Annotated in this window: 29 protein-coding genes and 1 pseudogene; 21 read left to right on the forward strand and 9 right to left on the reverse strand. The window is 38.0% G+C overall.

What is annotated here, in order from left to right; translation table 11 throughout:
- Nucleotides 1-9: 9 nt before the first annotated feature.
- The 5 genes from Q1R07_RS05195 (at nt 10) to Q1R07_RS05215 (ending at nt 5607) form a co-directional block, all read left to right on the forward strand.
- The gene (locus Q1R07_RS05195) at nt 10-3603 is read left to right on the forward strand and encodes a DUF6443 domain-containing protein (protein WP_300486766.1); all 3594 of its coding nucleotides are present in this window, start codon (nt 10-12) and stop codon (nt 3601-3603) included.
- Nucleotides 3604-3606: 3 nt separating this feature from the next.
- A complete protein-coding gene (locus tag Q1R07_RS05200; RefSeq protein ID WP_300486769.1) occupies nt 3607-3996 on the forward strand; it encodes a hypothetical protein in 390 nt (129 codons plus the stop codon).
- Nucleotides 3997-4040: 44 nt separating this feature from the next.
- Complete coding sequence (locus Q1R07_RS05205; protein ID WP_300486772.1) at nt 4041-4481, forward strand: hypothetical protein; 441 nt, start codon at nt 4041-4043, stop codon at nt 4479-4481.
- Between the two features lie 157 nt (nt 4482-4638).
- A complete protein-coding gene (locus tag Q1R07_RS05210) occupies nt 4639-5028 on the forward strand; it encodes a hypothetical protein (protein ID WP_300486774.1) in 390 nt (129 codons plus the stop codon).
- 156 nt (nt 5029-5184) lie between these two features.
- Entirely contained in the window at nt 5185-5607 is a 423-nt protein-coding gene (locus Q1R07_RS05215) for a hypothetical protein (RefSeq protein WP_300486777.1), read from the forward strand.
- A 113-nt stretch (nt 5608-5720) separates the two neighbouring features.
- On the opposite strand, the gene Q1R07_RS05220 is transcribed toward Q1R07_RS05215, so the two are convergent.
- Nucleotides 5721-6734, reverse strand: coding sequence for a phosphotransferase (locus Q1R07_RS05220; RefSeq protein WP_300486779.1), 1014 nt, complete (start codon nt 6732-6734; stop codon nt 5721-5723).
- Nucleotides 6735-7073: 339 nt separating this feature from the next.
- Here Q1R07_RS05220 and Q1R07_RS05225 point away from each other — a divergent pair.
- Both Q1R07_RS05225 and Q1R07_RS05230 read left to right on the forward strand, forming a co-directional pair.
- Nucleotides 7074-7412: pseudogene (locus Q1R07_RS05225) on the forward strand (MerC domain-containing protein); the annotation flags it as partial.
- A 51-nt stretch (nt 7413-7463) separates the two neighbouring features.
- On the forward strand, nt 7464-7682 hold the full coding sequence (locus tag Q1R07_RS05230; protein ID WP_300486843.1) for a GDCCVxC domain-containing (seleno)protein: 219 nt from the start codon (nt 7464-7466) through the stop codon (nt 7680-7682).
- 122 nt (nt 7683-7804) lie between these two features.
- On the opposite strand, the gene Q1R07_RS05235 is transcribed toward Q1R07_RS05230, so the two are convergent.
- From Q1R07_RS05235 to Q1R07_RS05245, 3 genes are all read right to left on the reverse strand, one after another.
- On the reverse strand, nt 7805-8620 hold the full coding sequence (locus Q1R07_RS05235) for an alpha/beta hydrolase-fold protein (protein ID WP_300486845.1): 816 nt from the start codon (nt 8618-8620) through the stop codon (nt 7805-7807).
- A 346-nt stretch (nt 8621-8966) separates the two neighbouring features.
- Nucleotides 8967-9953 carry a fumarylacetoacetate hydrolase family protein gene (locus tag Q1R07_RS05240; protein ID WP_300486782.1) on the reverse strand — a complete coding sequence of 329 codons (987 nt, stop codon included), beginning with the start codon at nt 9951-9953 and terminating at the stop codon, nt 8967-8969.
- 571 nt (nt 9954-10524) lie between these two features.
- Entirely contained in the window at nt 10525-11094 is a 570-nt protein-coding gene (locus Q1R07_RS05245; RefSeq protein ID WP_300486784.1) for a hypothetical protein, read from the reverse strand.
- A 144-nt stretch (nt 11095-11238) separates the two neighbouring features.
- On the opposite strand from Q1R07_RS05245, the gene Q1R07_RS05250 reads away from it, so the two are divergent.
- The gene (locus Q1R07_RS05250; protein WP_300486787.1) at nt 11239-11388 is read left to right on the forward strand and encodes a hypothetical protein; all 150 of its coding nucleotides are present in this window, start codon (nt 11239-11241) and stop codon (nt 11386-11388) included.
- A gap of 167 nt (nt 11389-11555) precedes the next feature.
- Here the strand turns inward: Q1R07_RS05250 and Q1R07_RS05255 are convergent, their stop codons facing one another.
- Nucleotides 11556-11768, reverse strand: coding sequence for a helix-turn-helix transcriptional regulator (locus Q1R07_RS05255; protein WP_300486790.1), 213 nt, complete (start codon nt 11766-11768; stop codon nt 11556-11558).
- 3 nt (nt 11769-11771) lie between these two features.
- On the reverse strand, nt 11772-12329 hold the full coding sequence (locus Q1R07_RS05260; protein ID WP_300486793.1) for a DUF2975 domain-containing protein: 558 nt from the start codon (nt 12327-12329) through the stop codon (nt 11772-11774).
- A gap of 196 nt (nt 12330-12525) precedes the next feature.
- On the opposite strand from Q1R07_RS05260, the gene Q1R07_RS05265 reads away from it, so the two are divergent.
- On the forward strand, nt 12526-12666 hold the full coding sequence (locus Q1R07_RS05265) for a hypothetical protein (RefSeq protein ID WP_300486797.1): 141 nt from the start codon (nt 12526-12528) through the stop codon (nt 12664-12666).
- 44 nt (nt 12667-12710) lie between these two features.
- On the opposite strand, the gene Q1R07_RS05270 is transcribed toward Q1R07_RS05265, so the two are convergent.
- Both Q1R07_RS05270 and Q1R07_RS05275 read right to left on the reverse strand, forming a co-directional pair.
- Nucleotides 12711-13352, reverse strand: coding sequence for an NAD(P)H-binding protein (locus Q1R07_RS05270; RefSeq protein WP_300486800.1), 642 nt, complete (start codon nt 13350-13352; stop codon nt 12711-12713).
- Nucleotides 13353-13497: 145 nt separating this feature from the next.
- A complete protein-coding gene (locus Q1R07_RS05275) occupies nt 13498-14469 on the reverse strand; it encodes a polysaccharide deacetylase (protein WP_300486803.1) in 972 nt (323 codons plus the stop codon).
- A 137-nt stretch (nt 14470-14606) separates the two neighbouring features.
- On the opposite strand from Q1R07_RS05275, the gene Q1R07_RS05280 reads away from it, so the two are divergent.
- The 5 genes from Q1R07_RS05280 to Q1R07_RS05300 all read left to right on the forward strand — a co-directional run bounded on the left by Q1R07_RS05280 (nt 14607) and on the right by Q1R07_RS05300 (nt 19074).
- Nucleotides 14607-15467 carry a helix-turn-helix domain-containing protein gene (locus Q1R07_RS05280; protein WP_300486806.1) on the forward strand — a complete coding sequence of 287 codons (861 nt, stop codon included), beginning with the start codon at nt 14607-14609 and terminating at the stop codon, nt 15465-15467.
- 122 nt (nt 15468-15589) lie between these two features.
- Complete coding sequence (locus Q1R07_RS05285; protein WP_300486809.1) at nt 15590-16462, forward strand: helix-turn-helix domain-containing protein; 873 nt, start codon at nt 15590-15592, stop codon at nt 16460-16462.
- 17 nt (nt 16463-16479) lie between these two features.
- The gene (locus Q1R07_RS05290; protein ID WP_300486812.1) at nt 16480-16989 is read left to right on the forward strand and encodes a flavodoxin; all 510 of its coding nucleotides are present in this window, start codon (nt 16480-16482) and stop codon (nt 16987-16989) included.
- Between the two features lie 210 nt (nt 16990-17199).
- Complete coding sequence (locus tag Q1R07_RS05295) at nt 17200-18117, forward strand: alpha/beta hydrolase (RefSeq protein ID WP_300486815.1); 918 nt, start codon at nt 17200-17202, stop codon at nt 18115-18117.
- A gap of 33 nt (nt 18118-18150) precedes the next feature.
- Nucleotides 18151-19074, forward strand: coding sequence for an alpha/beta hydrolase (locus Q1R07_RS05300; protein WP_366526335.1), 924 nt, complete (start codon nt 18151-18153; stop codon nt 19072-19074).
- 84 nt (nt 19075-19158) lie between these two features.
- On the opposite strand, the gene Q1R07_RS05305 is transcribed toward Q1R07_RS05300, so the two are convergent.
- The gene (locus Q1R07_RS05305; RefSeq protein WP_300486818.1) at nt 19159-19788 is read right to left on the reverse strand and encodes an NAD(P)H-dependent oxidoreductase; all 630 of its coding nucleotides are present in this window, start codon (nt 19786-19788) and stop codon (nt 19159-19161) included.
- Between the two features lie 104 nt (nt 19789-19892).
- On the opposite strand from Q1R07_RS05305, the gene Q1R07_RS05310 reads away from it, so the two are divergent.
- From Q1R07_RS05310 to Q1R07_RS05340, 7 genes are all read left to right on the forward strand, one after another.
- On the forward strand, nt 19893-20261 hold the full coding sequence (locus Q1R07_RS05310) for a helix-turn-helix domain-containing protein (protein ID WP_300486821.1): 369 nt from the start codon (nt 19893-19895) through the stop codon (nt 20259-20261).
- 64 nt (nt 20262-20325) lie between these two features.
- The gene (locus Q1R07_RS05315) at nt 20326-21096 is read left to right on the forward strand and encodes a methyltransferase domain-containing protein (protein WP_300486824.1); all 771 of its coding nucleotides are present in this window, start codon (nt 20326-20328) and stop codon (nt 21094-21096) included.
- Between the two features lie 155 nt (nt 21097-21251).
- Nucleotides 21252-21680, forward strand: coding sequence for a DUF1801 domain-containing protein (locus Q1R07_RS05320; protein ID WP_300486827.1), 429 nt, complete (start codon nt 21252-21254; stop codon nt 21678-21680).
- 25 nt (nt 21681-21705) lie between these two features.
- Entirely contained in the window at nt 21706-22512 is an 807-nt protein-coding gene (locus Q1R07_RS05325) for an AraC family transcriptional regulator (RefSeq protein WP_300486830.1), read from the forward strand.
- Nucleotides 22513-22594: 82 nt separating this feature from the next.
- Nucleotides 22595-23488: a tetratricopeptide repeat protein gene (locus Q1R07_RS05330; protein ID WP_300486833.1), complete on the forward strand. Its 894-nt coding sequence runs from the start codon at nt 22595-22597 to the stop codon at nt 23486-23488.
- A gap of 188 nt (nt 23489-23676) precedes the next feature.
- A complete protein-coding gene (locus tag Q1R07_RS05335; protein ID WP_136402738.1) occupies nt 23677-24009 on the forward strand; it encodes a PadR family transcriptional regulator in 333 nt (110 codons plus the stop codon).
- Entirely contained in the window at nt 24006-24608 is a 603-nt protein-coding gene (locus tag Q1R07_RS05340) for a hypothetical protein (protein ID WP_300486840.1), read from the forward strand. Before Q1R07_RS05335 ends, Q1R07_RS05340 begins: the two co-directional genes overlap by 4 nt.
- Nucleotides 24609-24731: the final 123 nt, after the last annotated feature.

Below are 24731 nucleotides of genomic sequence, written 5' to 3' on the forward strand. Positions count from 1 at the left end.
ACCTGCAGTATGAGAAAATTACTTATAGCCTTATTGTGCGCGCCGGTTTGGATGGTGGCACAAACGAATACCCAAAACTGGACCAAGAAAACCAGCTATCGGGAGGCCAATAGTGGCCGACCGGCTTCAGCGGTGACCTATTACGATGGACTGGGTAGACCGATACAACAAAATATAAACAAACAATCCGGTACCGGAAAAGACGTGATTACCCATATTGAATACGATAAGGGACGTCAGTTAAAAGAATACCTGCCATACCCGGCTTCAACCAACGATATGAGTTATCAGGCCGGAGCACAGTCGGCAACGTTAAGCTACTCGCAATATAGCGGACAATATCCCTTTAGCGAGAAACAGGTAGAGTTATCTCCTTTGGCACGAGCATTAAAGCAAGGTGCGCCCGGGGCGGATTGGCAAATCAAACCGGATGGGAATATGGACCATGCCATAAAAATGGATTATCAGACCAATGGTGCAAACGAAGTCAAAAACTATTTTGCAATAACCACCTGGGATAATACGAATGGTCTTTATACGATACAGTTGCAGGACAAAGGATTTTATGCGATCAATCAATTGTATAAAACGATTGTTAAAGACGAAAACTGGACTTCAGGAAGTAACAATACCACTGAGGAGTTTAAAGATAAAAATGGACGTGTGGTTTTAAAGCGTACTTATAACAATGGAATCCACGATACCTATTATGTGTATGACATCTATGGAAATCTGACCTATGTAATTCCACCACTGGTGACCAATCCGGCTTCACAGTTGGACGATTTGTGTTATCAGTATAAATACGATTCCCGTAATCGTATGGTCGAAAAGAAACTACCGGGCAAACAATGGGAGTTTATTGTTTATGACAAAATCGACCGCGTGGTTGCCACCGGACCGGCTTTATCACCTTTTGGCGGTACACAAACCGGTTATCTGATCACCAAATACGATGCACTTAACAGAACTGTCTATACCGGATGGTTACAGACTAATACTACCCGAGCAAGTATGCAGGAGCAATACAATGCTGTGGGAACTATCGTATCAGAAGAACGACTTAAAGTGAATGTTACGCAAAGCGTCGATAATGTTGCTATTAGCTATACCAACAGGGTAATCCCAACCAGTGGCATGACTCTGCTTACGGTAAGTTATTACGATGATTACACCTATGTAAATGCAATTACGCCGCAGTCGCAAGTGGAAGGGCAAACGGTTGCCACTTCGATAACCGGGCAATTGACTGGAAGCTGGGTACGTGTTTTAACGACTGCATCGGAGACCTTAAACGAGCAAAGCTATACCCTATACGACCTGAAATACCGTCCGATTCGTGCCTATACAATCAACCACTTGGGTGGTTATACTCGTGTGGACAGTAAGCTGGATTTTAGCGGAAAAACATTGCAAACCCTAACGTATCATAAGTTAAACAGCAGTGCCACGGAATTAAAATTAACGGATACTTTTGTATATACCGAAGAAGATCGTTTAGTATTACATAAACATAAGATTAATGAAGAAGCGGAACAGTTGTTGACTAAAAACAGTTACGACGAATTGGGTCGATTGGTATCCAAAAACGTAGGAGGTGAGGATACTACCGGAGCCGTTGGATTACAAAAAGTAGACTACCGTTATAACATCCGCGGTTGGTTAACCGATATTAATAATATTCGTCCCGAAGGCGATCCGATGCTACAAATGGAACAAGGAGATTTATTCGGGTTTAAAATCAATTACAATCAGGTAACCGAAAGTGAAGAAGGTGGGATATCCTATGCTTCCACCAGTGTGAACGGTCAGATAAAGCCGTTGTATAACGGGAATATTGCCGAAACGTTTTGGAAAACCAACAGTGATAACGTACTTCGTAAATACGGTTATCAATACGATAATTTAAATCGTCTGAATAAGGCCATTTACCAAAAGCCGTCAACCGGAAATCCGGTTCCGGGTTCGTATGACGAATCGGTTAGCTATGATAAAAACGGAAATATCACCTCCTTGAAACGTACAGGGAATCTGGATCACCCTACGGTGACCATTGATATCGACGATTTGTCCTATACCTATAACGGAAACCGTCTGATGCGCGTAAACGATGCAACCAATAATCCGGAAGGATTTAAGGATAACGGATATGGAAATACCTATAACGATTATGCCTATGATGCGAACGGTAATATGACGCAGGATGCGAATAAAAAGATTACGAATATCGTTTATAATCATTTAAATCTGCCAACAGAAATTCTGTTCAGTGATGGTAATAAAATTACGTATATTTACAACGCAGCAGGTGTTAAGGTAAAGAAAAACGTAACGGTATCCGGAACAACAACTCCAACAGATTACCAACAGGGATTTCAGTATGAAAAAAGTATTTTAAAGCTTTTTCCGCATGCTGAAGGCTATGTGAGTGTAACTTTTGCATTAAGCCGTTATGGTTTTAGTTATGTATTTAACTATACGGATTATTTAGGTAATATACGTGCCAGTTGGGCTTGGGACAGAAGGAACGAAGTCTTAAAAATAATGGAAGAAAACCATTATTATCCATTTGGCTTAAAGCATACGGCGTATAATACGGAGTTGTATACTTTTGTGTTACCTTTTGATGGTTCACCAGGCTACAATGTTCCATATTTAGAACAACAAAGTGGTAAACCTGTTGTAAATCCGTATAAGTATAAATACAATGGGAAAGAGCTGCAAGACGAGCTGGGGCTTAACATGTATGATTATGGAGCAAGGAATTATGATGCTGCAATTGGACGTTGGATGAATATTGACCCGCTGGCGGAAACAAGCAGAAGATGGTCGCCTTATACCTATGCTTATAATAATCCTATGAGATTTGTTGACCCTGATGGAATGCAAAATGAAGATTGGATTAAAAAAGGAGGAAGAGTGTTTTACGACGCTTCGGTAAAAAGCCAAGAGCAAGCAACATCAATATATGGTGATAATGCTAAAATTATGGCGGAAGGTTCCAGAACTCTCAGTAGAAACGCAGATGGTCAGATTGATGGCAGATATTCTTATACTTATCACAATAACGGCACGGTTACGGATAAAAATAATGAAATTGTTGATTTTAGCAACGGTGATATTAATACTGATGGTGGAACAACTATAGTAAATCCCGAGAATACTTCTGGTACTTTTTCTGGCCTTTCCATTGGAGGAGCCGTGGGCGGTGGAATTTCACTTGAGGCGGGATTTGTTAATGACCCGTCTGGTGGACGGGCTTTCTATTTTAGTTTCGGAGGTAATTCCGGTTTCGGAGGAGGAGTTGGATTTAAAGGCGGTATAATAACTCCGACTGCCAATAACTCTTTTTCGGTAACTGATTTTGGTGGTAACGGGAATTCTTGGAGTGGCTCAGTTGGTCCAGTTTCTCTTGAGCGAGGAGGGACACAAGGTAGTAGCTATGAAAATTATGGAGAATATATTAAAGGTGCGCAAGAAAGACCTTATATTTATAACGCAGGTAGTCAAACGAGTCATTATCCTGGGATTAGTACACCTACAAAAATAGGTTTAGGGGGGATGATTACCGAAACCAAGACTTGGACTTTTAGAATTAATTAATCTATGAAGAATAATAGCTTTGAATTCACAAATAAAATGCTCTGGAGAATATTAGCAGTGATACTGATTTTTTTTATCTCATTTATGATAATCTGGAGTTATAAAAATAAAGATAATACAAACAAAAACAACCTTCAGATTTCAATAATTAATGTTTTAAATCAGAACTATTCAGGTATTGTTTCTTATAAAGATTATGATAAATCAAATCATAATAATCCAACAATATACCTTACAAATGGGGTTAAATTTATTGAGGGAGACTATTGGGACGTTATAAAAAAAGGAGATTCTTTAATAAAGAAAAGAGGAGATTTTTTTATAAACGTTTACCGAAACGATTCAGTATTTAAATTGGACAAAAAGATATATTTAGAGGACGATTTAAATTAATAATAAAATATTGAATTTATTTTTTGAGACCTAATTAAAACAAAATGAGAAATTATTTAGCTATTATAATGGTAATCTTCATTAGTTACTCTATGAGGGCACAAAATGATGATATAACAATTGATGCTAACAATAATACTATTCCCAATTCACAAATGATGTTCAAAGGAATGAGTGTTGAATCATTAACAGATTTTTTTTATAAAAATATTAGCAATATTAAAGAAATCGATAAAATAATGAGTTATAAGTTTTACCAAACAACTCCTTTCAAAGAGTTTAGTAAATTAATTGAAAGTAAAAATACTCAATTTGGTAAATTTATAAGTAAAGAAGTCATTAAAGTCGAATATTCTAACGATAAACATAAAGCGACTATCTTTTTGAAAGTTAAATACTCAAAAGTTGAATCAAAGGAACAAATAGTATTTCTAAAGGAATTTGAAAAAGACAGCTACAATATCGTTGAATACTTCGTACAATAAACCCGATAGCGCGGATTTGTAATCCGTGCCAATAAAGAAAGAGCAAACTACAACTGTAAAAAGTTGTAGTTTTGTTTTTATAAGATATATGGTTTTAGTGAATTTTAGACTTAGCACGGATTACAAATCCGCGCTATCGGGGATTCAACAATAATAAATGGAGCAAATTAAAAGATATATGAAATATTTAAGTTTATTATTACTGACATTGGTTTCTTGTTATACCGATGTGAAAAATATTGAAATCAAAGGACAGATTTTAGATAGTCAATTAAAAAGACCAGTTTCACATTCGTCAATTACCATCATATGTTGGAGTTACGGAAATACACCAGATGGAAGTTATACTAAACAAGATTCTTTAAATGTGACATCAGATAGTGATGGCAATTATCGAGGAGATTTTGAAAAAGGTGCATATATTGAAATTAAAACTTCCGCCAAGGATTATCTTGATAATCATCAAGCGTTTGATGTGACCACTTCTAAAAATCATATTAATATTTATATGGAGAAAAAAAAAATAGAAGACCCGATATCCCGATAGCGCGGATTTGCAATCCGTGCGATTAAAACTAAAAACTACAACCCTAAAAAGTTGTAGTTTTGTTTTTAGAGGGCATACGGTTTTAGTAAATACTTTCTAATCTTAGCACGGATTACAAATCTGCGTTATTGGGAAAAAAAACAATCAAGATTATAGATGATACAAAGATTACAAAATAAACGTATTAGATTAGGTATAGTCTCAACAGTTTTCTTATTTATTGGTTGCAAACAAAATCAATCGAAAGCATTGTGTGGAACATGGTCAATAAAAGAAATGACTGTTAATCAGAAAAATTTCTCACCATTTTTATATGTCAATACATTTGGCCTTCATTGTAATGATAAGTCAGCGTGGTTTCATGCTTCATATTTTTTTGAAAGTGATAAGTCAGCACATTGGGAAATTGTAGAAAATAAAGGAGTTATAGATTCCATTAGAATCAAATCAAAAATTAAGATTTACAACGACAATTTTAGTGTTAAAATTGTAAAATCAAATGAAACAGAGCAGTTTCATTTAATCATGGAATCTAAAAATGTATATATAGCGGCGTATAAGATTATAGATGATTATTAGAGTTATACCCGATAGCGCGGATTTGTAATCCGTGTAATTAAAACTAAAAACTGCAACTGTAAAAAGTTGTAGTTTTGTTTTTAAGAATACACGGTTTTAGTGAATACTTACAGTTACAAGTCCATACTATCGGAACTAGCCACGGTTATTTTTTGTTCATAATAGTCAACCCAATTGCGTATTCTTCCCACATACATTTTAAGATAATTTTCAGTAAAAAATATATTGGACCAATCAAATCGTTGTGCTTGTACACCAAGATAAAATACAAAAATTGACGCTCCGGCATCAGGAATTGATTCCATTTCTGTTTCTGATAAATTTCTTATTTTTTGATAGCCATTTAGAAAGTTTTTTGCTTTTAATTCATATTCATTTTTGTCAGATTCTATAAAAAATAACTGTTTGCAAAAATAACCAACATCTAAAATTAATGACCCATTTCCACAATTGTCAAAGTCAAAAATGGTGATTTCATTTTCATTATTGACACTCAGATTATCATACCAAATATCTAAATGAACGATTCCATTTTTGTTTTCTAATAAATTACGTTCTTTAATTCTCGTTGACATTTTACTACCAATTTCTTTTAAGAACTTCATTTCGTCTAAATCTTCGTTAAAAAAAGGTTTTAAATTGGTATAGGGTTGATTCAGAAGTGTTTCAGAATCATAATTTATTCTGTCAATTTTTTTACTTTCGGTTACGTTATGAATTTTAGCCATTAATGAACCAATGGAAAAGCAAGTTTCGTTGGACATAAATCGCATTTTTTGGCCTTCAGCAAATGAAAAAAGTACTGCATATCGAATTCCTTCAGGAGCATTAATTTCTTGAATAAAGGTTCCATTACGATCCGAAATTGGATAGGAAACAGAAAGCGAATTTTGCTTGAGTAAATTCAGAAGTTCTAATTCTTGCTCAATTTCTATTTTTGTTCGCCATTTATGACAATAAACTCTAAAAACAAATTTTGTTTCATGATCCGAAATAAAGTAAGTATGATTTACTCCCGTTCTAAATAATTTACAATTAAGATTCTCTGATAGCAGGTATTTTTCTTTTATAAAATTCCCTAATGCTGTTTCTGATAATGTTGAGGCTAATACTGGAAAAGTTGTCATTTAGTTCGGTTTTTTATTATTGTGGCTAATTTATTACTGTGTATAAGGCGTCAAATAGATAGGTTCCTGATAGCTATGAACAAGAACGACATTCAGGTGCTAATTTAAAAATAATTAAGAAATAGTATAACCCGATAGCGCGGATTTACTTCGGCTGTTCGGCTGAAGCCTCGGGTGTAATCCATGCAAATTATAAGACAAACTACAATCCGAAAGCAGTATAAGTTTTATTTTTCTACAATACCCGATAGCGCGGATTTATAATCCGTGCTAATAAAACCAAATCCGTACCATCGGTTTTTGTTTTTCTACAATATCTTTGTGGAAATTTATAGAATAATGACAAATAAAGTAACCGCTAATATCGATAAACTTGGAACAGTCGGTCTGTTTTTGACAGCGTTCTTTTCACCATGTTGCTTTCCGCTTTTTGCTTTTGGAGCTTCTGCTTTTGGACTTGGAAGTTTCGAATTATTTGGAGGTTGGACAATGTGGATTTTTCAGGCGATGGTTTTGATCTCACTTGTTGGACTTTTTATAGCTTACCGAAAGCACCGATGTATCTATCCGCTGTTGGTTGGCGTTCCAAGTGCACTTTTAATATGCTACGGTTATTATTTCGCTAGTGATGGTACCTATTTTATTTATACGGGAATGTTTGGGCTGTTTATTGGTACTGCCATAAACTACTACCGAAACAAACTTCACGGAAATTGTGATACCTGTACTATTTACAACGGCAAAACCGTTGCATTGGAATCAACGATTACATGTCCGAAATGCGGGCATAAAAAAACGGAAATGATGCCAACGGATGCATGTGAGTTTTTCTATGAATGTGAGAACTGTAAAACACGGTTACGACCATTGGAAGGCGATTGTTGTGTGTATTGCAGTTATGGAACGGTAAAATGTCCACCGATTCAGGCTAGTGAAAATTGTTGCTGATTTGCCTGTCTTTTGTTTTTAAATGCATGTGGTTTTAGTGAATACTATAAGAACTTGGCACGGATTGCAACCGAGGCTTCAGCCGAACAGACGAAGTAAATCCGTGCTATCGGTGTTTTTATTCAGTTTTTGTTTAATGCCCAGATAATTGCTTTTTCTTTTGTGGCTCTAAATAGTGTTGTGTGCTTTTCTTTTGGTTCGTCGGAAAACCTCCATTTTATGTTTGCTCTGTTTTCGGATTTCAATAGCGCTGCCAATTCTTTTGTAAAGGGGGCAATATCTTCCGCATTTGAGCCAGCAAACCAAATTCGTTTGTCGGTTGATGGAAATTTAGCCAAATGCTCTTTTGCCGTTCTTACCAAATAGTGATCATTCCACCATAGTGAAGGGTCAAAAGCAATATAATTGTCAAACAGATCAGGAGCTAAGAAAAATGTTTCCAGTACAAAAAGCCCTGATGCCGATTCTCCGATAATACTTTTTTCGCTCGTTGTTCTGTAACGTTTCTCAATTTCAGGGAAAAGTTCCTCTTTTATAAAAGCTCTAAATTTTTCAGAACCACCAACAACGGGTGCTATTTCCTTGTCTTTTGCGACTTCGGTAAAACCTGTTAAATCGCGTCTTCTTTGTGTGTTTTCTATTCCTACGAGAATAATTGGTTTTATTTTGTGCTCTTTTATAAGTTTAGCCAATGTATTTGCAATGTGTGGAAAGTCTTCTTTTGTTCCACCGTCTGCCATATACATTACCGGCAATGAGTCGGTGTTTGATTTGTAGTTTGCCGGTGTCCAGACATTAATTATCCTTTCTTCTCCAACCTGTTTCGATTGAATTTTAAAAGTTTCGTGTTCCGGAATTGGATCACTTGGTTGTGATACGTTTGAGCAACTCATAAGTGTTACCAGTAGAAAAAGAAAGGTGTAATAAATACATTTCATTTGTTTTATTTTTAAGTTCGGTTGTTGTATGCTGACGCACAACTTTGTTACGATATATAAGGCGTCAAATAGATAGGTTCCTGATAGTTCTGTATAACAAGAACTACGTTCACGTGCTAATTTAAAAATAATTAAGAAATAGTCTTTCAAAATCTTTAATCGGTTTCCAACGGCATTCGGGATACAGGGATGGGCGTAACATAGCGTGTCCGTCCTTTTCTTTTCCACCAACACCCAAAACCAAGCAATAAACGGGTGTTGAGGTACCCGGAAACAAAAAACCTACTCCAAATTGGAATAGGTTTTCAAAGGGAGAACCTTAAGACTCTTGATGTTTTAGTAATCGTTATTTTTTGTATTCTTTTACGATTTGATTTATTTTACCAAATATGGACTGATCTTCTTTATCTTTCATTTCGATTTCAATTCTGTCTCCAAAACGCATAAATGGAGTTGAAGCTTTTCCATCTTTTATTATTTCTAAACATCTAACTTCAGCCAAACAACTTGAACCATTCAGATTTCCTTGGTTTGCGACTGTTCCGGAGCCGATAACAGTTCCGGCCATTAATGAACGCGTTTTAGAGGCATGTGCGATTAATTGACCAAAATCAAATGTCATATCGATTCCTGCATTAGGAGAACCAATACATTTGCCATTTAAAGTTGAATATAATGGTAAATGCAGTTTTCCATTTGTCCAATCGCCATCGAGTTCGTCGGGTGTAACAACAACTGGAGCAAAAGATGTCCAGGGTTTGGATTGATAAAATCCAAATTGTTTGGATAGTTCGTTTGGTATCAGATTTCTTAGAGAAACATCATTAATAATTGTGATTAGTTTAATATGATTTAAAGCGTCTTCTGAATGAGTTCCAGCTGGAACATCATCAGTAATAACGGCTACTTCTGATTCAAAATCAATACCCCATTCTTCGTTTTCAATCGTGATGTCGTCATTAGCCCCAATAAATGCGTCAGAAGCTCCCATATACATTAACGGGTCTGTCCAAAAAGATTCAGGCAATTCAGAATTTCTAGCTTTACGTACCAGTTCTACATGAGTAACATAGGCACTTCCGTCTGCCCAATGATAAGCTCTCGGAATTGGAGCTAAAACTCTTACAGAAGAAAAATCAAATGTATTAGGGATCTTGTCTGCGTTTAAGTCTTGATAAACACGTTGTAATTTAGCCTCAGTTTCTTTCCAATTATCGATTGCAAATTGCATAGTTTCTGCAATTTCAGGCACTTTTACAGCTTTAGTTAATTCTTTATTTACGACTACTAATTGTCCATCTCTGGTTTTGTTGTCAATTGAAGCTAGTTTCATTTACTATTTGTGTTATTCGTTTTTTATAATTGTAGTTAAATTATTATAAGAACAACAAATTTAGACAAAAACATTGAAACGAACCCAAAGGTGATGGATCATCACTTATTTCTTATTTTGTGTTAACAGAAACAAACCTTCGGAACCACAATCCGACGCCGGAACCACTTTAAACCAAAAAGAGCATACAAACCAAATTGCACGCTCTTTAAAGACCAAAATAATCAGAAGGATAAAACCATCAATCATTCAGATTATATAAAGATACGATAAATAAAACAAAAAACACTGATTGAATGGTTTTTGTGATAAGTTTATGATAAACGAAGTTGTTTCAGACCGCGCGGATTTATAATCCGTGCTAATAAAACGAATCCTAAACGTTTTACACCTGACAGGCTTCTAAAACCTGTCAGGTGTTTATTTAAACAGTTGATTTGATCAAATATTATTTATTCTCGGCTACATACTCGAGTATACCCGATAGCGCGGATTTATTTCATCAGTTCAGCTAAAGCCTCGAGTGCATCCGTGCTAATAAATCAGATGACTATTACAAATTCCGCTCAAACTATGATTTTACTGTAGCCAAATAATCGACAATAACGTCTTTTTGGGTTAAATCAATAATCCGTTTTTCATACCAGTCGACTAAAACCAGTTGCGGATCTACACCAATAGCATACAGAAAATCGATCATCCCGGAATTGTCGGTCGTCGTTGTTATATCAGTATCAAACGTATCGAACCATAAATAGGTTATAGTAGTCGTTTCAGCATATAAAAAAATGGCAAAGTTGTGATAAACAAAACAACTCGCATTTTGAATGGTATTTCGATACGACTTAAACGTACTGCTTTTTACAAAATCAGGTTCGGCACAGGGTACAAAACCATGGTTGATCAATTTTGTAGTCAAATCGGATACCATAATCGTTAAATCGGATGTGGGAACAGGTCGGTTACCGCCAATAGGACGCGTAGTAAAATACTGTTCACTTTCCGGAACCATTTCCCAGGAATTGCGTTCTTCGTCTTCTAATGCTGTCAATAGTGTAAAAGCCTCATTTATAAAACGGACATTATTAACCGAAGTAAACTCATAACATAAAAAAGAATCCTCATAAAAATAGGGCTCCATGGGCGTTGTTTTTGCGATAGTTAACAAAGCTATCAAAAGTAAGTGATCAAAAATAAAAATTCTTTGATGTTACGTTTTTCCGTAAAGGAAATGCTGGTTTATTGTGGTTCTTTGCGATGAATCATAACGTAATAAAGGAACATCATGGCATATCGAAAAGGCTATTTTAAAAAAGACGGAACCTATGTACAGGGGCATTTTACAAATCATCACAGAAGGAGTTATAAAGGCGGAAATGGCTGTATGATTTTAATTGTACCGGCACTTCTGATGCTGCTATTTTACGTGTTATAGGTTATTTTGGTGGTTTGTTTACACTGATCTGGTAGTGTGGATTTGATAGCGGATTTGATGGCGCGGATTTATAATCCGTGCTAATAAAACGAATCTTAAACGTTTTACACCTGACAGGTTTCCAAAACCTGTCAGGTGTTTATTTAAAAAGTTAGATTGATCAAATATTATTTATTCTCGGCTACATATTCGAGTATATCTCCGGGCTGACAGTCTAAGGCTTTACAAACGGCTTCCAGTGTCGAAAAGCGAATTGCCTTTGCCTTTCCTGTTTTTAAAATGGAAAGATTGGAAAGGGTCAGATCGACTTTTTCGGAAAGCTCATTCAGCGACATCTTTCGCTTGGCCATCATAACATCTAAGTTTACTATTATCGGCATATATTATATCGTTAAATCGTTTTCATTCTGAATTTCGATACCGCGTTTTACGATTTGAGCAATTACAAACAGGATCACGGCCATAAAGAGCCATACATCGGCACCATCGATATTTAAGATACGCAAGTTAGGAATTCCGGCACCTTGTTGGGTAAGCCATTCGGAATAATGTAGGCCGTAATACGAAAACAAACCGATGCCCAAAGCCAGATAAGCTATGTTTAGAATAAATTGGCGTAAGGCACTACTAAAAGGATTGGCAATGTTTAATTTTTTGTCGACAAACAGTTTTACGATCAGATAAAACAATATTGCTTTTAATACGGCTACGATGGTCATAATAATGGTGATAACAGCAAAATGACCTCGGTCTGATTTAAAAAGACCGGATAAATAATCGGCTCCCTCCCAAAAGTTGTGTACGCCATCCGGGTTGATAAAAAGTGAAATAATAGTGTTTACGGCAATGCCGCCCGCTTCTACACATAAGCCGATAAAAATGATCCAGGAAAATACCTGTAGTACTTTCAATATCTGGTTGGTGGTGATTTTAATTTCCATAAGATGATGATGATTTAAAATTTACAAGACAAATATCAGTAAAAATTTATTGAAAAACAATAAAAATAAATTGAAATACAAAATATTTGTACGTTGAGGTTTAAAATGAAATATTCTTATTTCCGGTTTTCCGTAAGGAAATCGCGGCTTGCGGACTGTTATTTGCGGGTAATTACAAATAATAAATAAGTAGATTATGGAAACGATTAAGGTGATTAAAACCGGCCCAAAAAGACAAACGAGTAAAGGAAAAGACGACAAACGGCAACGGGTTACACCGGACAACAAGCCAAAACACCCAACCTTAAAACCGCATAAGCATAAACGTAATGACTAACGGTATTAAAAAAGAACGGAGTCTGATAAAGACTCCGTTTTTGATTATTGATCAAAGCTATATAGAAAGGGAGCTTGTCGTATAAAACGAGATTGCTCCATTTCCTGTAGCACAAAATCGGCCAGATCGGTAGCACTGATAAAATCACCGGGACAATCGATCAAAGACGTATGATACGAAAACGATTCGTTGGTTTGCCGGATTAAAGGCAGCCGAATCATCGTCCAGTCCAGATCACTTTGTGCGAGTAATTCGTATTCCTTTTGTTTGTCATATGTGGTTTCTGGGAAATGATCATACATCCATTGAGTGGCCATTTGTACTGTATCATTTTTAGCATCGGTTGGTGTGTTTACATTTAATCCGGTTGTTACAATATAACGTGACAATTTATAGTGGCGCATGGCTTTTATAATATGACCGGTTGCGGTACTAAAAATAGTAGGTTCGCCTTTGGGCTGTCCAAGTGTACTCACCACTATATCACAGTCCTGTAACAGAAGCAATACCGATTCAAAATTGCGGGCATCGCCTTTTACAATTTCAAGCAAAGGATTTTGAGTGTCAAAATTTTCAGGACTTCGAAGTAGTAAGGTTACGGAAAACCCTTTTTTAAGGAGTTGTTGTACAAGGTGTTTACCGGATTTTCCGGTGCCACCAATTACGGCAATTTTTATAGTTTTCATTGCGATTGTTTTATAAAATTAGAGAATAAAATACCGGGACTCCATTTGGAATCCGGATGTTCAGGAAGCGTTCCTAAACCGGGATTGTTATTTTATAAAACAATTCGAATACGGCTAAGATACAAAAAAGGAAGTATAAAAGCGGCTAATTTTTAAACTCGGAACCGATGCTGTTGCTAAGGTCATAAAGCAACCACTGTTTTTCCAGTACGGCATTTTTTTCATTTTTTAGCAATCGGATAAAATCGGAAACCCCTACCGGTTCATTACCATTACCGTGAATAAGGACAATACTTCCGGAAGTCGCCAATTGTCCTTTTGCAAGCCAGGCATCACTACCAATTGGAATCAGTCCGTAATCGGTTACAAGGCCAACGACTTTGTTGTTGGACACCAGTCCGGGAAAACGGAAAAATACCGAGGGGATAAGTCCTTGTTCGAGCATCACAATCTCATTTTGTACTATTTCGTAGTTAATATCGGTACCGGGTTTAAGTAGGAAATTCTCCTGTAGGGGGAATTTAGGATCATAAAAATGACTATAGGTATGGTTGACCCAGGTAATACGGATCGCATTATTCTTTTCGAGTTGTAGCAACCATCGGATGTCGTCGCGATGGTTTTCCAGAAAATGTCCGGATAAGGAAAGTGCTACCGGAACCGGTTTTTCAATGGTACCAAATGCAGCCATAAGATCGGTAAAAATGTTCCGATCCAACGGTTTGTGCGACGGACAAAGGTCGATGGTTAATGTAATTCCTTTTTCTTTCGGATAACCGTGGATAATACCTGCATCCTGTAACGAAAAGGATTGTGAGGAGGCATATTGCAAGGCTTTTAGATAGGGTGTGTTCTTAAATTGTTTTTTCAGTGTTTCCCAGGAAACGGTTTGTACTTGTAATGCGGTAGCAGGTACAATCCGGGTTTCGAGCGTCGTACAATTAACGGTTAGATATTGCAGTTGTCCGTTTTGTTGAAAACGTCTTAAAACGATCATATCTTCCCGGTTGAATTGTCCGTAGCCGGTGTAGCGCGTATATTGAAGAATATCAGCTTGCGCATTCGCAAAGGAAGCAAACAAGCATAGTAACGTTAGAAATACATGTTTTAATGACATCACAGGCTATTTTAAACAGTACTGAAAGTACTAAATTCAACGGAATTTCGGTTAGGAATACTAAAATTAACGTATTTTATTGCAATCCGATATCGGGATTTTTTAGATAATTTTACTTTTGTATAAATTAAGAAGGTATGGACAAAAAAGAAAAACCTTTCGATATACCGGCATTTTTAGATTATATCCGTATCGAAGGAACCAAAGATAAGCAGTTACACGTAGCCGAATACGATACGAATAGTGCCTTATTGCTGGAATCCACACCCATTGGAATCGATTTCTACCTTTTGGCAATCAAAACCAATCCGGATATCCAGCCACCGGAGGGGATGTCGGATGCATATGCCTATTTTGATAGTCCTGATAAGATATTGAAATGGAACTACTCTTCGGCACTGGCCGGTTATAATATACTCATCAGTTCAGAATTACTCGGAAAGCAGGCCAAAGCGTATAATTTTATGCACTATAACAATCACGAAGCGTTGTACCTTATGCCGGACGAAAAAGATACTTTGCTGGATTTGTTCCGAAAAGCGCATACCGAATACCGGAAGGAAGCGTTTTCAAAAGATATTATCGTGTCCTATGCCGCATTGATTCTGTCGTATGTACAGGTCTTTTATAACCGGCAGTTCGAATCCCGTCGCAGTATTTATAATAAAGTGGTGACGGATTTCTACGAGCAGCTGGATACGTATTTTTCGATTGCGAATGAACGTTTGCTGGTGTTGCCATCGGTAACTTATTTTGCCGAAAAAGCTAATTTGACTTCCAATTATTTCGGAGATGTGATCAAGCATTTTACCGGCAATTCCCCACAGGATCATATTCAGGAGTATATAATACGATTAGCCAAAAACAGACTACGGGAGACAAATTTGACAGTGAGTGAAATTGCGTATAGTCTAGGATTCGAATATCCGACGTATTTCACTCGTTTTTTCCGAAAAGAAACCGGAGTTACACCTACCGTTTTTCGCAATCAGCTATAATTCACAAAAAATACTTTCCGACGTCAATCGGTAATTTGTTTCAGAATTCAAATGATTTGTATCATATTCAAAATGGAGTAGTGTTCTAATTTTGTATGATAAAGGAATAAAACCAGTTGACATTGAAAGCGTTATATGATATTCCGGGTTTTGCCCGGTATGTTAACATAGGCAACCTGCGAAGCAAAGCCCTGCATATCTGCCGTTACGACGGGCAGGAGGATCTCTTGTATCGCTCGGATCCAGTTACAATCGACTTTTATTTTTTGTCGGTTAAGTCAACGGTGGATAAAAAAGTCGTAAATCCCGTTTCCGCTTCAAACGAAGCAGGGACTTATTTGTACCTGGATGGTCCCGGAAATACCTTGGAATGGGATTTGGAGCCTCCGGTTTCGGGCTATAGTATTATGGTGAGTGCTCAATACCTCGGCAACTATGTAAAAGGCTATCGTTTTATGCATTACAACAACCATGAAGCCCTTTTTCTGACGCGTGAGGAGGAACAGGTTTTATTGGATCTGTTTGATAAGGCGTATAGCGAATTTCAAAAAGAACAGTTTTATAAAAATGTGCTGGTTTCTTATATCGTATTAATTCTAACGTATGTACAGCACTTATATGCCCGGCAGTTTGATTCCCGTAGTTCCGTATATCTGGAGGTTGTAGATGATTTCAATAAAAATATAGAAGCGTATTTTCGGGAGGATACAATACTAACGAATCGGTCGTTTACGGCTTATTTTGCTCAGAAAGCGAATCTGACGCCCGATTATTTCAGTGATCTGATACAACATTTTACCGGGATAACGCCAACGGATCATATCCAAAAGTATAGGATCCAAAAGGCCAAAAGAAAACTAAAGCATACAACGATCCCCATCTGCGAAATAGCCAATACACTCGGTTTTCCGTCTCCGACTAATTTTTCCCGTTTTTTCAAAAAGAAAGCCGGAATTTCTCCCAGGGCATACCGCAAGCAAACCGTGATATCATAATTTTAAATACCATTCCAATGGCTATACAAACAAACCTAATTGACAGCGAAATACTTATTGTGTATTTCTCGCACACCGGTAGCACCCAACAACTGGCCGGTTATATAAACGAAAAAACCGGAGGTACCAGTATCCGACTCGAACCGGAAATAGAATATCCTACCGATCATCAGGCAACAGTAGATTGTATTTCGGTACAGAATAAAGCGAATGTAGTACCGGAATTGAAAAACAAAATCGATAACCTGGATCGGTATAAAGTAGTGTTTTTAGGTTTTCCGGTTTGGGATAAGCGCCTGCCGCCACCGGTTAGAAGTTTTTTAAAACAATGTAATTTAAAAGGAAAAACAGTATTGCCGTTTCATACCCATTCCGGTTTTGGTTCCGGAAACAGTATTCCGGAAATCCGGGAATGGTGTCCCGATGCTGCTATTGGAACACCTTTTCTGGAAAAAGGAGATTTAGTCACTACGGCCAAATCAAAAGTAGCGATATGGTTGGAGGAAGTGTTGGAAAAAGTAGACTAATACGATTTTCGAGTAAGCATTATAAACCGGTCTTTTGGACCGGTTTTTTTATAGAAACAAAGAGATAATCGTCTAAAATAGGCTACCTGAAACCCGAAAAAGTAATTTGTTTCAGTATATCCGTAATCTGTTTTCGTACGCTGTCCCGGATAGTAAAGACATTTGCAGTGTAGGTTTGAAAGACCAAAAAATAAATAAAAAGAAAAAATCATGACACAGCAAAAAGTAAATTTTAAAAACAGTAACAATGCCGCTATTACTATGGCAGCAGTGATCAACTTTCCGGAAGGATTTAATCCAAATCAGCAATATCCGGCTATTGTGGTGAGTCATCCGGGTGGAGGAGTAAAAGAACAAACCGCCGGATTGTATGCCCGTAAGCTGGCTGAAAACGGTTATATAACCATTGCTTATGACGCCTCATATCAGGGAGAAAGCACCGGTGAACCCCGACAGTTGGAAAATCCGTATATCCGTACCGAAGATATCAGCGCGGTAATCGACTATCTGACGACTTTGCCGTATATCGATACGGAAAAAATCGGTGCGATGGGAATCTGCGCCGGAGCGGGATATACGGCCAATGCCGCAATTAATGATCATCGGATTAAAGCCGTAGGGATGGTTAGTGCGGTAAATATTGGTTCGATGTTTCGCAATGGGTGGGAAAACACACAAAAAGAAACCGATGCATTGCCGTATCTGATAGCTGGTTCCAATGCCAGAACAGCTGGTCAACAAGGATCGATTCAAACTTTTCCGCTGGCACCGGCACGGGAAGAGGACGCGCCTAATGAAGAATTACGCGAGGCCTGGGAATACTACCATACCGATCGTTGTCAGTACCCGACAGCTCCAGGTTTTGCAACTTCACGTAGCCTGACACAGTTGATCACGTATGATGCCTATAACAAAGCAGAAGCTTATTTAATTCAGCCGATACTGGCCGTAGTGGGAAGCAATGCCGGAAGCGCCTGGATGAGTGACGATTTGTTACAAATTGCCGCTACAACCGATAAAAAGAAACATATAGTAGCAGGAGCCAATCATATGTCGTTATACGATAGGGAAAATTATGTAAGCGAAGCGGTAACTGAGCTAACCGGTTTCTTTCAGCGCGTTTTATAAAACCAATCAAAAAAATAATAACAGATTATCAACATGATACAGACAGTAACATTTAAGAATAAAAATTTAGAAGTAGCGGCCGATATTCACTTTCCAGCGGATTTCGATGCTCAAAAAAAATACCCGACCATCATCAGTGCACATCCGATTGGTAGTTGTAAGGAGCAAACTTCGGGGAATGTATACGGGAAAGCACTGGTCGAATCCGGATTTATTGTTCTGGCATTTGATGCCTCTTATCAGGGAAGCAGTAGCGGAGAACCCCGTTTTGTAGAAGATCCCGCAACACGGGTAGAGGATTTTCATTGCGCCTGCGATTATCTGGTAACCTTACCTTATGTGGATGAAAAACGTATTGGTGTACTTGGTATTTGTGGCGGAGGCGGTTATGCGATTAATGTCGCGATGACCGAACGACGTATCAAAGCGGTGGTTTCGATAACCGGAGTTAATTTTGGTAGGTTATTACGGGAAGATTTCACCGGAGGAAAACCGTTGGAAGGATTGGAAGCGATCGCCCGACAGCGAACAGCCGAAGCCCGTGGCGAAGCCGGAATAGTAAATAATTTGTTACCCGAATCGGTTGCAGCGGGTCAGAAAGCAGGAATTACAGACATCGATGTACTGGAAGCGACCGATTACTACAAAACGCCAAGAGGCCAACAGCCTAACGGAGCGACGAGCGTCTTGTTTTCCAGTTTAAGTGCCGGTATCGGATGGGATGCGTTTCATTTGTCGGAGGTACTACTAACGCAACCGCTTTTGGTTGTGATAGGGGATAAGCCGGGAAGTTTTGGAGCCTACCGCGATGGCCTGGAAATTTTCCGCAGAGCGCGATCGGAGAAAAAGGAATTACTGGTTGTTAAAGGACAGTCCCATTATGATTTATACGATAAGCCGGAGGCTGTTACACCGGCATTAGAAAAAGTAATCCCTTTCTTTAAAGAAAACCTGTAAGACCTTTTTGTACCCAATATAAACTAAAAAAATCCCTGATGTCAGGGATTTTTTAGTATTTAGGATCTGGAATCAAAACCGGAATTACGCTACCGTTACGGCAAATACATCCTGTGGTAAGCGTACTTTTTTAAAAGTCGCAAAAATATCATTCTCGGCATCGCGATACCCCAAAGCCAGTACCACAACACTTTTTAATCCTTTTTCCTGTAAACCTAAAAGGCGATCGAATTTTTCCGGATCGAAACCTTCCATTGGCGTGGAATCCACGCGTAAATCGGCAGCAGCAATCATCGCGGTTCCAAGACCGATATAAGCTTGTCTGGCGGCCCATTGGAAATTGTGCTCGTCACCACGTGACAAGATACCGTTTACCAATGCGTTTTTAAAATCGGCTAGATTTTCAACCGGAATTGCGCGTACGGCTGCAATATGGTTCATATAGTCTTCAATTTGTTCAAGGGTGACTTTTTCAAATGCAGCAAAAACCAGCAAATGTGAGGAATTGGCAATTTGTGTATTAAAAGAACCTTCACCCAATTCTTTTTTAAGTTCCTGATTTTCGACTACAATCAGGCGATACGGCTGTAATCCGGTTGAGGAAGCCGATAGGTTGGTCGCATTAATAATCTGGTCGATGGTATCGGGATTTACTTTTTCGGTGTTGAATTTTTTAGTCGCATAACGCCAGTTAAGGCTTTCGATTAATTCCATGATAGTACAATTTAATGATTCTGATGACAAAGTTCGAAATAAGTTGTTTACTTTTGTCACTAACAAACAAAAAGTAATAGTAACATAGAGGTAACAAGCGGGATATGGAAACACCAATTCACTCACAAATGGCCTGTAATAAGGCGATAATGGCGGTACACGATGCAATGTATGTTTTGGGCGGTAAATGGAAGATTTCGATTATTGCGTCCTTACTATTTGGAAAAAAACGCTATTCCGATATTTTAAAAGATGTCGATGGAATTTCCGGAAAAATGCTTAGTCGCGAATTAAAGGAAATGGAAATAAATCAATTGATCAAGCGTACTGTGATCACGACGCAACCGGTTAGTGTGATGTACGAACTAACGCCTTATGGCGAAACGGTACAACCGGTAATTACCATTCTGGCACAATGGGGAATTGCACACCGGGATCTGATTACCAAAGGAACTGCCGACGCAGGATTGTAATAAAACTTGCAATACGTTTTAAAAAATAGTAACTTGAAACGTTATTAAACCAAAACAAGAAACGATGGCCTGGAATCCCGAACTATACGATCAGTTTAAAAAAGTCCGCTACCAGCCGTTTTATGACCTGGCGGCTTTTATTCAGCCCAAAGAAAATCTTAGAGCAATCGATTTGGGTTGCGGAACCGGAGAACAAACGGCGATTTTATCCCGACAGTTTCCCGGAAGTCATTTTACCGGGATTGATGCTTCGGCCGAAATGCTGGAAAAATCAAAAGCTTTTGCAAATGAAAATCTGCATTTTGAACAGGCTACAACCGAATCCGTTATAAATTCCGACCAAAAATGGGATCTGATTTTTAGTAATGCCGCGTTACAATGGTCGCCGGATCACGAAGAATTGTTTCCCAAACTCATTTCCCGTGTACAGTCCGGTGGACAACTGGCGATACAAATGCCGGTGCAAACAGAGAACATCTTAAACCGGATTTTATTGGATCTGGTTCATGAAAAGCCCTTTTCTGATTATTTAAAAGGGTATAAACGCGACTCACCGGTGTTGTCTTTGGATCGGTATGCGCAGATTTTGTTTGACAACGGAATACGCGACATGCAATTGTTGCAAAAAGTGTATCCGATCATCGCGGAAGATCATAAAACGCTGTTCAATTTTATTTCCGGAACGGCCTTATTGCCTTATACAGAACGGATGGACGACGAGCAACAGTTGCATTTTAACCGCGTGTTTCTGGAACGAATCGCGGCACATTTTCCAAAACTACCGGCAATATATGCTTTTAAACGAATATTGTTATACGGCGTAAAGATGGTTTAAGAATAAAGAATAAAGAATAAAGAATAAAGAGGAAAGAAAGGGATCGTGTGGAATAGAGGTTTAGGGTTTATATAAAATTTAGTTAACGACGTATTCCGATATCCGATTTTTATATAATTTTCAATTTATATTTATTGATCAAATAAAAAGTAAGTATGGCCGCCATTAAAACCAAACAAACCGACGCCGATGTTCACGAGTTTATCGACAGCTTTGCCGCTACCGAACAAAAAAAGCAGGATAGCTATGCTTTAGTGAAAATCATGCAGGATTTTACCGGTTTTGAACCTAAAATGTGGGGACCATCGATTATCGGTTTCGGACGGTATCATTATAAATCGGAACGTAGTCGTCAGGAAGCCGACTGGCCTTTGGTGGGGTTTTCACCGCGAAAAGCGGCTCTTTCATTATACATTCATATGGGAAATGAAGAACAGCACCCGTTACTGGAAAAGCTGGGAAAATGCAAGATAAGCAAAGGCTGTATTTATGTCAAAAAGCTGGCGGATATCGACATTGAAGTGGTTAAGGAATTAATGGGAAACACCATACAGCAATTACACGAAAAATACGGTAAGTTGTAAAAGGGATTCCTGCATTGTATAGAAAATGAAAGCCATTTTTGAAACCTTTTCACCGGAAAACCCAATGATAGCGCACTATGTAAGCTATTATTATGTGGACATCAAACCGGATAATGTAAGAACCGAATTCACCTGTTTTCCACATTATAACAATGTTATTTCCCTTTATCGATCGCACGAAAGAACGCCCGACGGGATGATGATCTATCATCCCGACAGGAAACCGTTGCAAATGTTTACGCCGGTTCGGGAACAGGTGATGGATGTTATTCAATTAGGCAATCTCCACCGGATTGTTATCGTCTTTAATCCGTTGGGAATCGAACAATTTTACCAACAGGATTTTTCCGGATATATAACCGATTTTGAATTTTTTACCGAAAAAGAACTCGATCAGCTTTTTACAGCGGAACCTTCGGAACTAACCCGCTTACTGGATCAGTTTTTAGAAAATCGGTTTCACCGCTATCACAATGTTTTATTGGAACAATCGATAGCCTATATATTCCGGCATTATGAAGATTTTTCGATTGCGGCAATGGCCGACGAACTCCAAACCAGTCGCCGACACCTTGTTCGTATTTTTAAGGCGCATTTTGGGGTTTCCTTAAAGAAATTTCAGCAGATCGTACTTTTTAGAAAAACCATGGAACACAAACTTTTTACCAATCAGGATAAAAGTTTTACGGAACTGGCGTACGAATATAATTTTAGCGATCAGGCGCATTTGAATAAAACCTTCGAAAAATTTACCCATCATTCGCCCAAACAGTTTTTTAGCAAGGGAACGCTATTAGGTTCGGCCGATACCTTCTGGCATTTCACAAAATAGTAGGATGTCTCAATTTTACAAGTTTTCCGTTTTTAAAAAAAGTAATCTTGCTATTCCAAACCCTATAAACAAACCAAAAAATATGATAAAGCCAAACTTTCTTCAAACAATAACGATACTATTGCTATCGGCTACAACCTTTTCGCAGACAACAGACAATCCGGAACTTCAAAAAATGGCCGATGATGATCAAAATGCCAGAAAACAATCCAACATCGACTGGACGATTTTAAATAAAGAAGACAAAACAAGACGCGAGCGAACCGTGCAATTGTTTAAAGAAGATCAGGTAAAAACCGCGAAAGACTATCTCAATGCAGGGATTGTGTTTCAGCACGGCAGAGATTCGATCGATTCGGCTATGGCGGTCAAAAGTTTTGAAAAAGCCATACAATTAGACGAAACACTGAATAAATGGTGGTATGCGGCGGCGGTCGACCGCGACTTGATGCGAAGAGGAAAGCCGCAGATTTACGGTACACAATTCGTTAAAAACAGAACCAACGGTCGGTGGGAACGTTATAAAATCGATCCGACGCGGATAACGGACGAACAACGAAAATACTATAAGGTGGAAACGCTAGCCGAACAGGAAGCAAAGGAGCGGGCGATGAATTTAAAATCGGTTTCGGCCTATTATAATGAACATAAAGCGATTGATCCGATTATTAAATTAATCAAATCGGAAGTAGCCAAAGGGAAACTATCAGAATACGATGTTAGTGAAGAAAAGATCAATAGTTTTGGATATGAACTGTCCGAATCAGGAAAAACGAACGAAGCACTGAAAATTTTAAAACTAAACACCGAGTTGTATCCGAAAGGTTTTAATACATTCGACAGCTACGGCGAAATATTACTACAAACCGGAGCGACAAAAAAGGCGCTACAGGCCTATCAAAAATCATTGCAATTAAACCCGGATAATGAAAATGCAAAGAAGGCACTCGAAACGCATAACATCCGAATCAAATAAAAACACCATTTAAAAAGTGTTTTCAAACTCCGAAAGTATAGTACTGTCGGAGTTTTTTTATTTCATAAAAAACCAAAATTATGATTTGTTGATTTTTAAATTATTGACTATTAGCTTGTTGTTGAAATAAATATATTTTTTAACTATATACTTTGTAATACTATGTATTTTGTTTTTATATTTGTCACATGAACGAAGATTTTACAACCAAATGGATCTCGCAACTCAAAAAAGGCACATTGTCATTTTTGGTGCTTAGTATTCTAAAAGATGGAAAAGAATACTACGGGTATGATTTAATCAATGAGATTAAAAAACGAACGCAAATCGACATCGCGGAAGGGACGCTTTACCCGTTGATGAACCGACTAAAAAAAGAAGAACTGGTAGCCTCAAAATGGGTGGAACAGGAATCGGGTATTCCGAGAAAATATTATACGATCAGTACCTTGGGATTACACACTGTAAACGAAATGAAAACCTATTGGGACAGCCTCAATACAACGATAAATGCAATATGAAATTTAAAGAAATAGCTTTCCGGGAACCGAATTCGAAGCGAATTTACCTGGATTATATCGCGCGGATTCAACAGGCGATTAAAACACTGAATGCCGCCAATCAACAGGAAATTTTATTGGAAATCAACAGCCATATTTACGAAAGTCTGATGTCGAATCCGGATTCCGGAAGAGAAGAAGTAGCCCATTTACTGGATATTTTAGAAAAACTGGGACAACCGGAAGTCTTTTTAAAACCATTGGTAGCCGAGAAGAAACTGGATGAGGCGACACGTACGTTTAATCCGCTTCAGGTACTAAAAGCTCTGGTGTTAAACATCGGAAATGGAATTTCCTATATCATTTTTACGGTTTTATACTTGTTATTATTTGGATTCCTGTTCCTGATCGGTGCCAAATTGATCGATCCGGAAAACGTAGGTTTCTTCTACCGCCCGAACGACATTTTTATATTGGGTTATTTCCGAAACTATGGCGTAAGTCAGTTGCAATATGAGCAATTGGGTAATTGGTTTATCCCGGCAATGCTGGTTTTAACCGTGCTTTTCTATTTTATGATTACCCTGTTGCTCCGATTAAAAAGAACCTTAAAATCGTAAAAATAAAGGACTATGAAAAAAGAAATTAAGGTCGGTTTACTAGGCCTTTTTGTTACCGCATTTGGATGGGCACAAAAAATCGACACGCAAAAACTGGATTTGTATTTTAAAACGCTGGAAGCC

Origin of the sequence: Flavobacterium sp. (genome assembly GCF_030146175.1) — a bacterium.
GTDB lineage: Bacteria > Bacteroidota > Bacteroidia > Flavobacteriales > Flavobacteriaceae > Flavobacterium.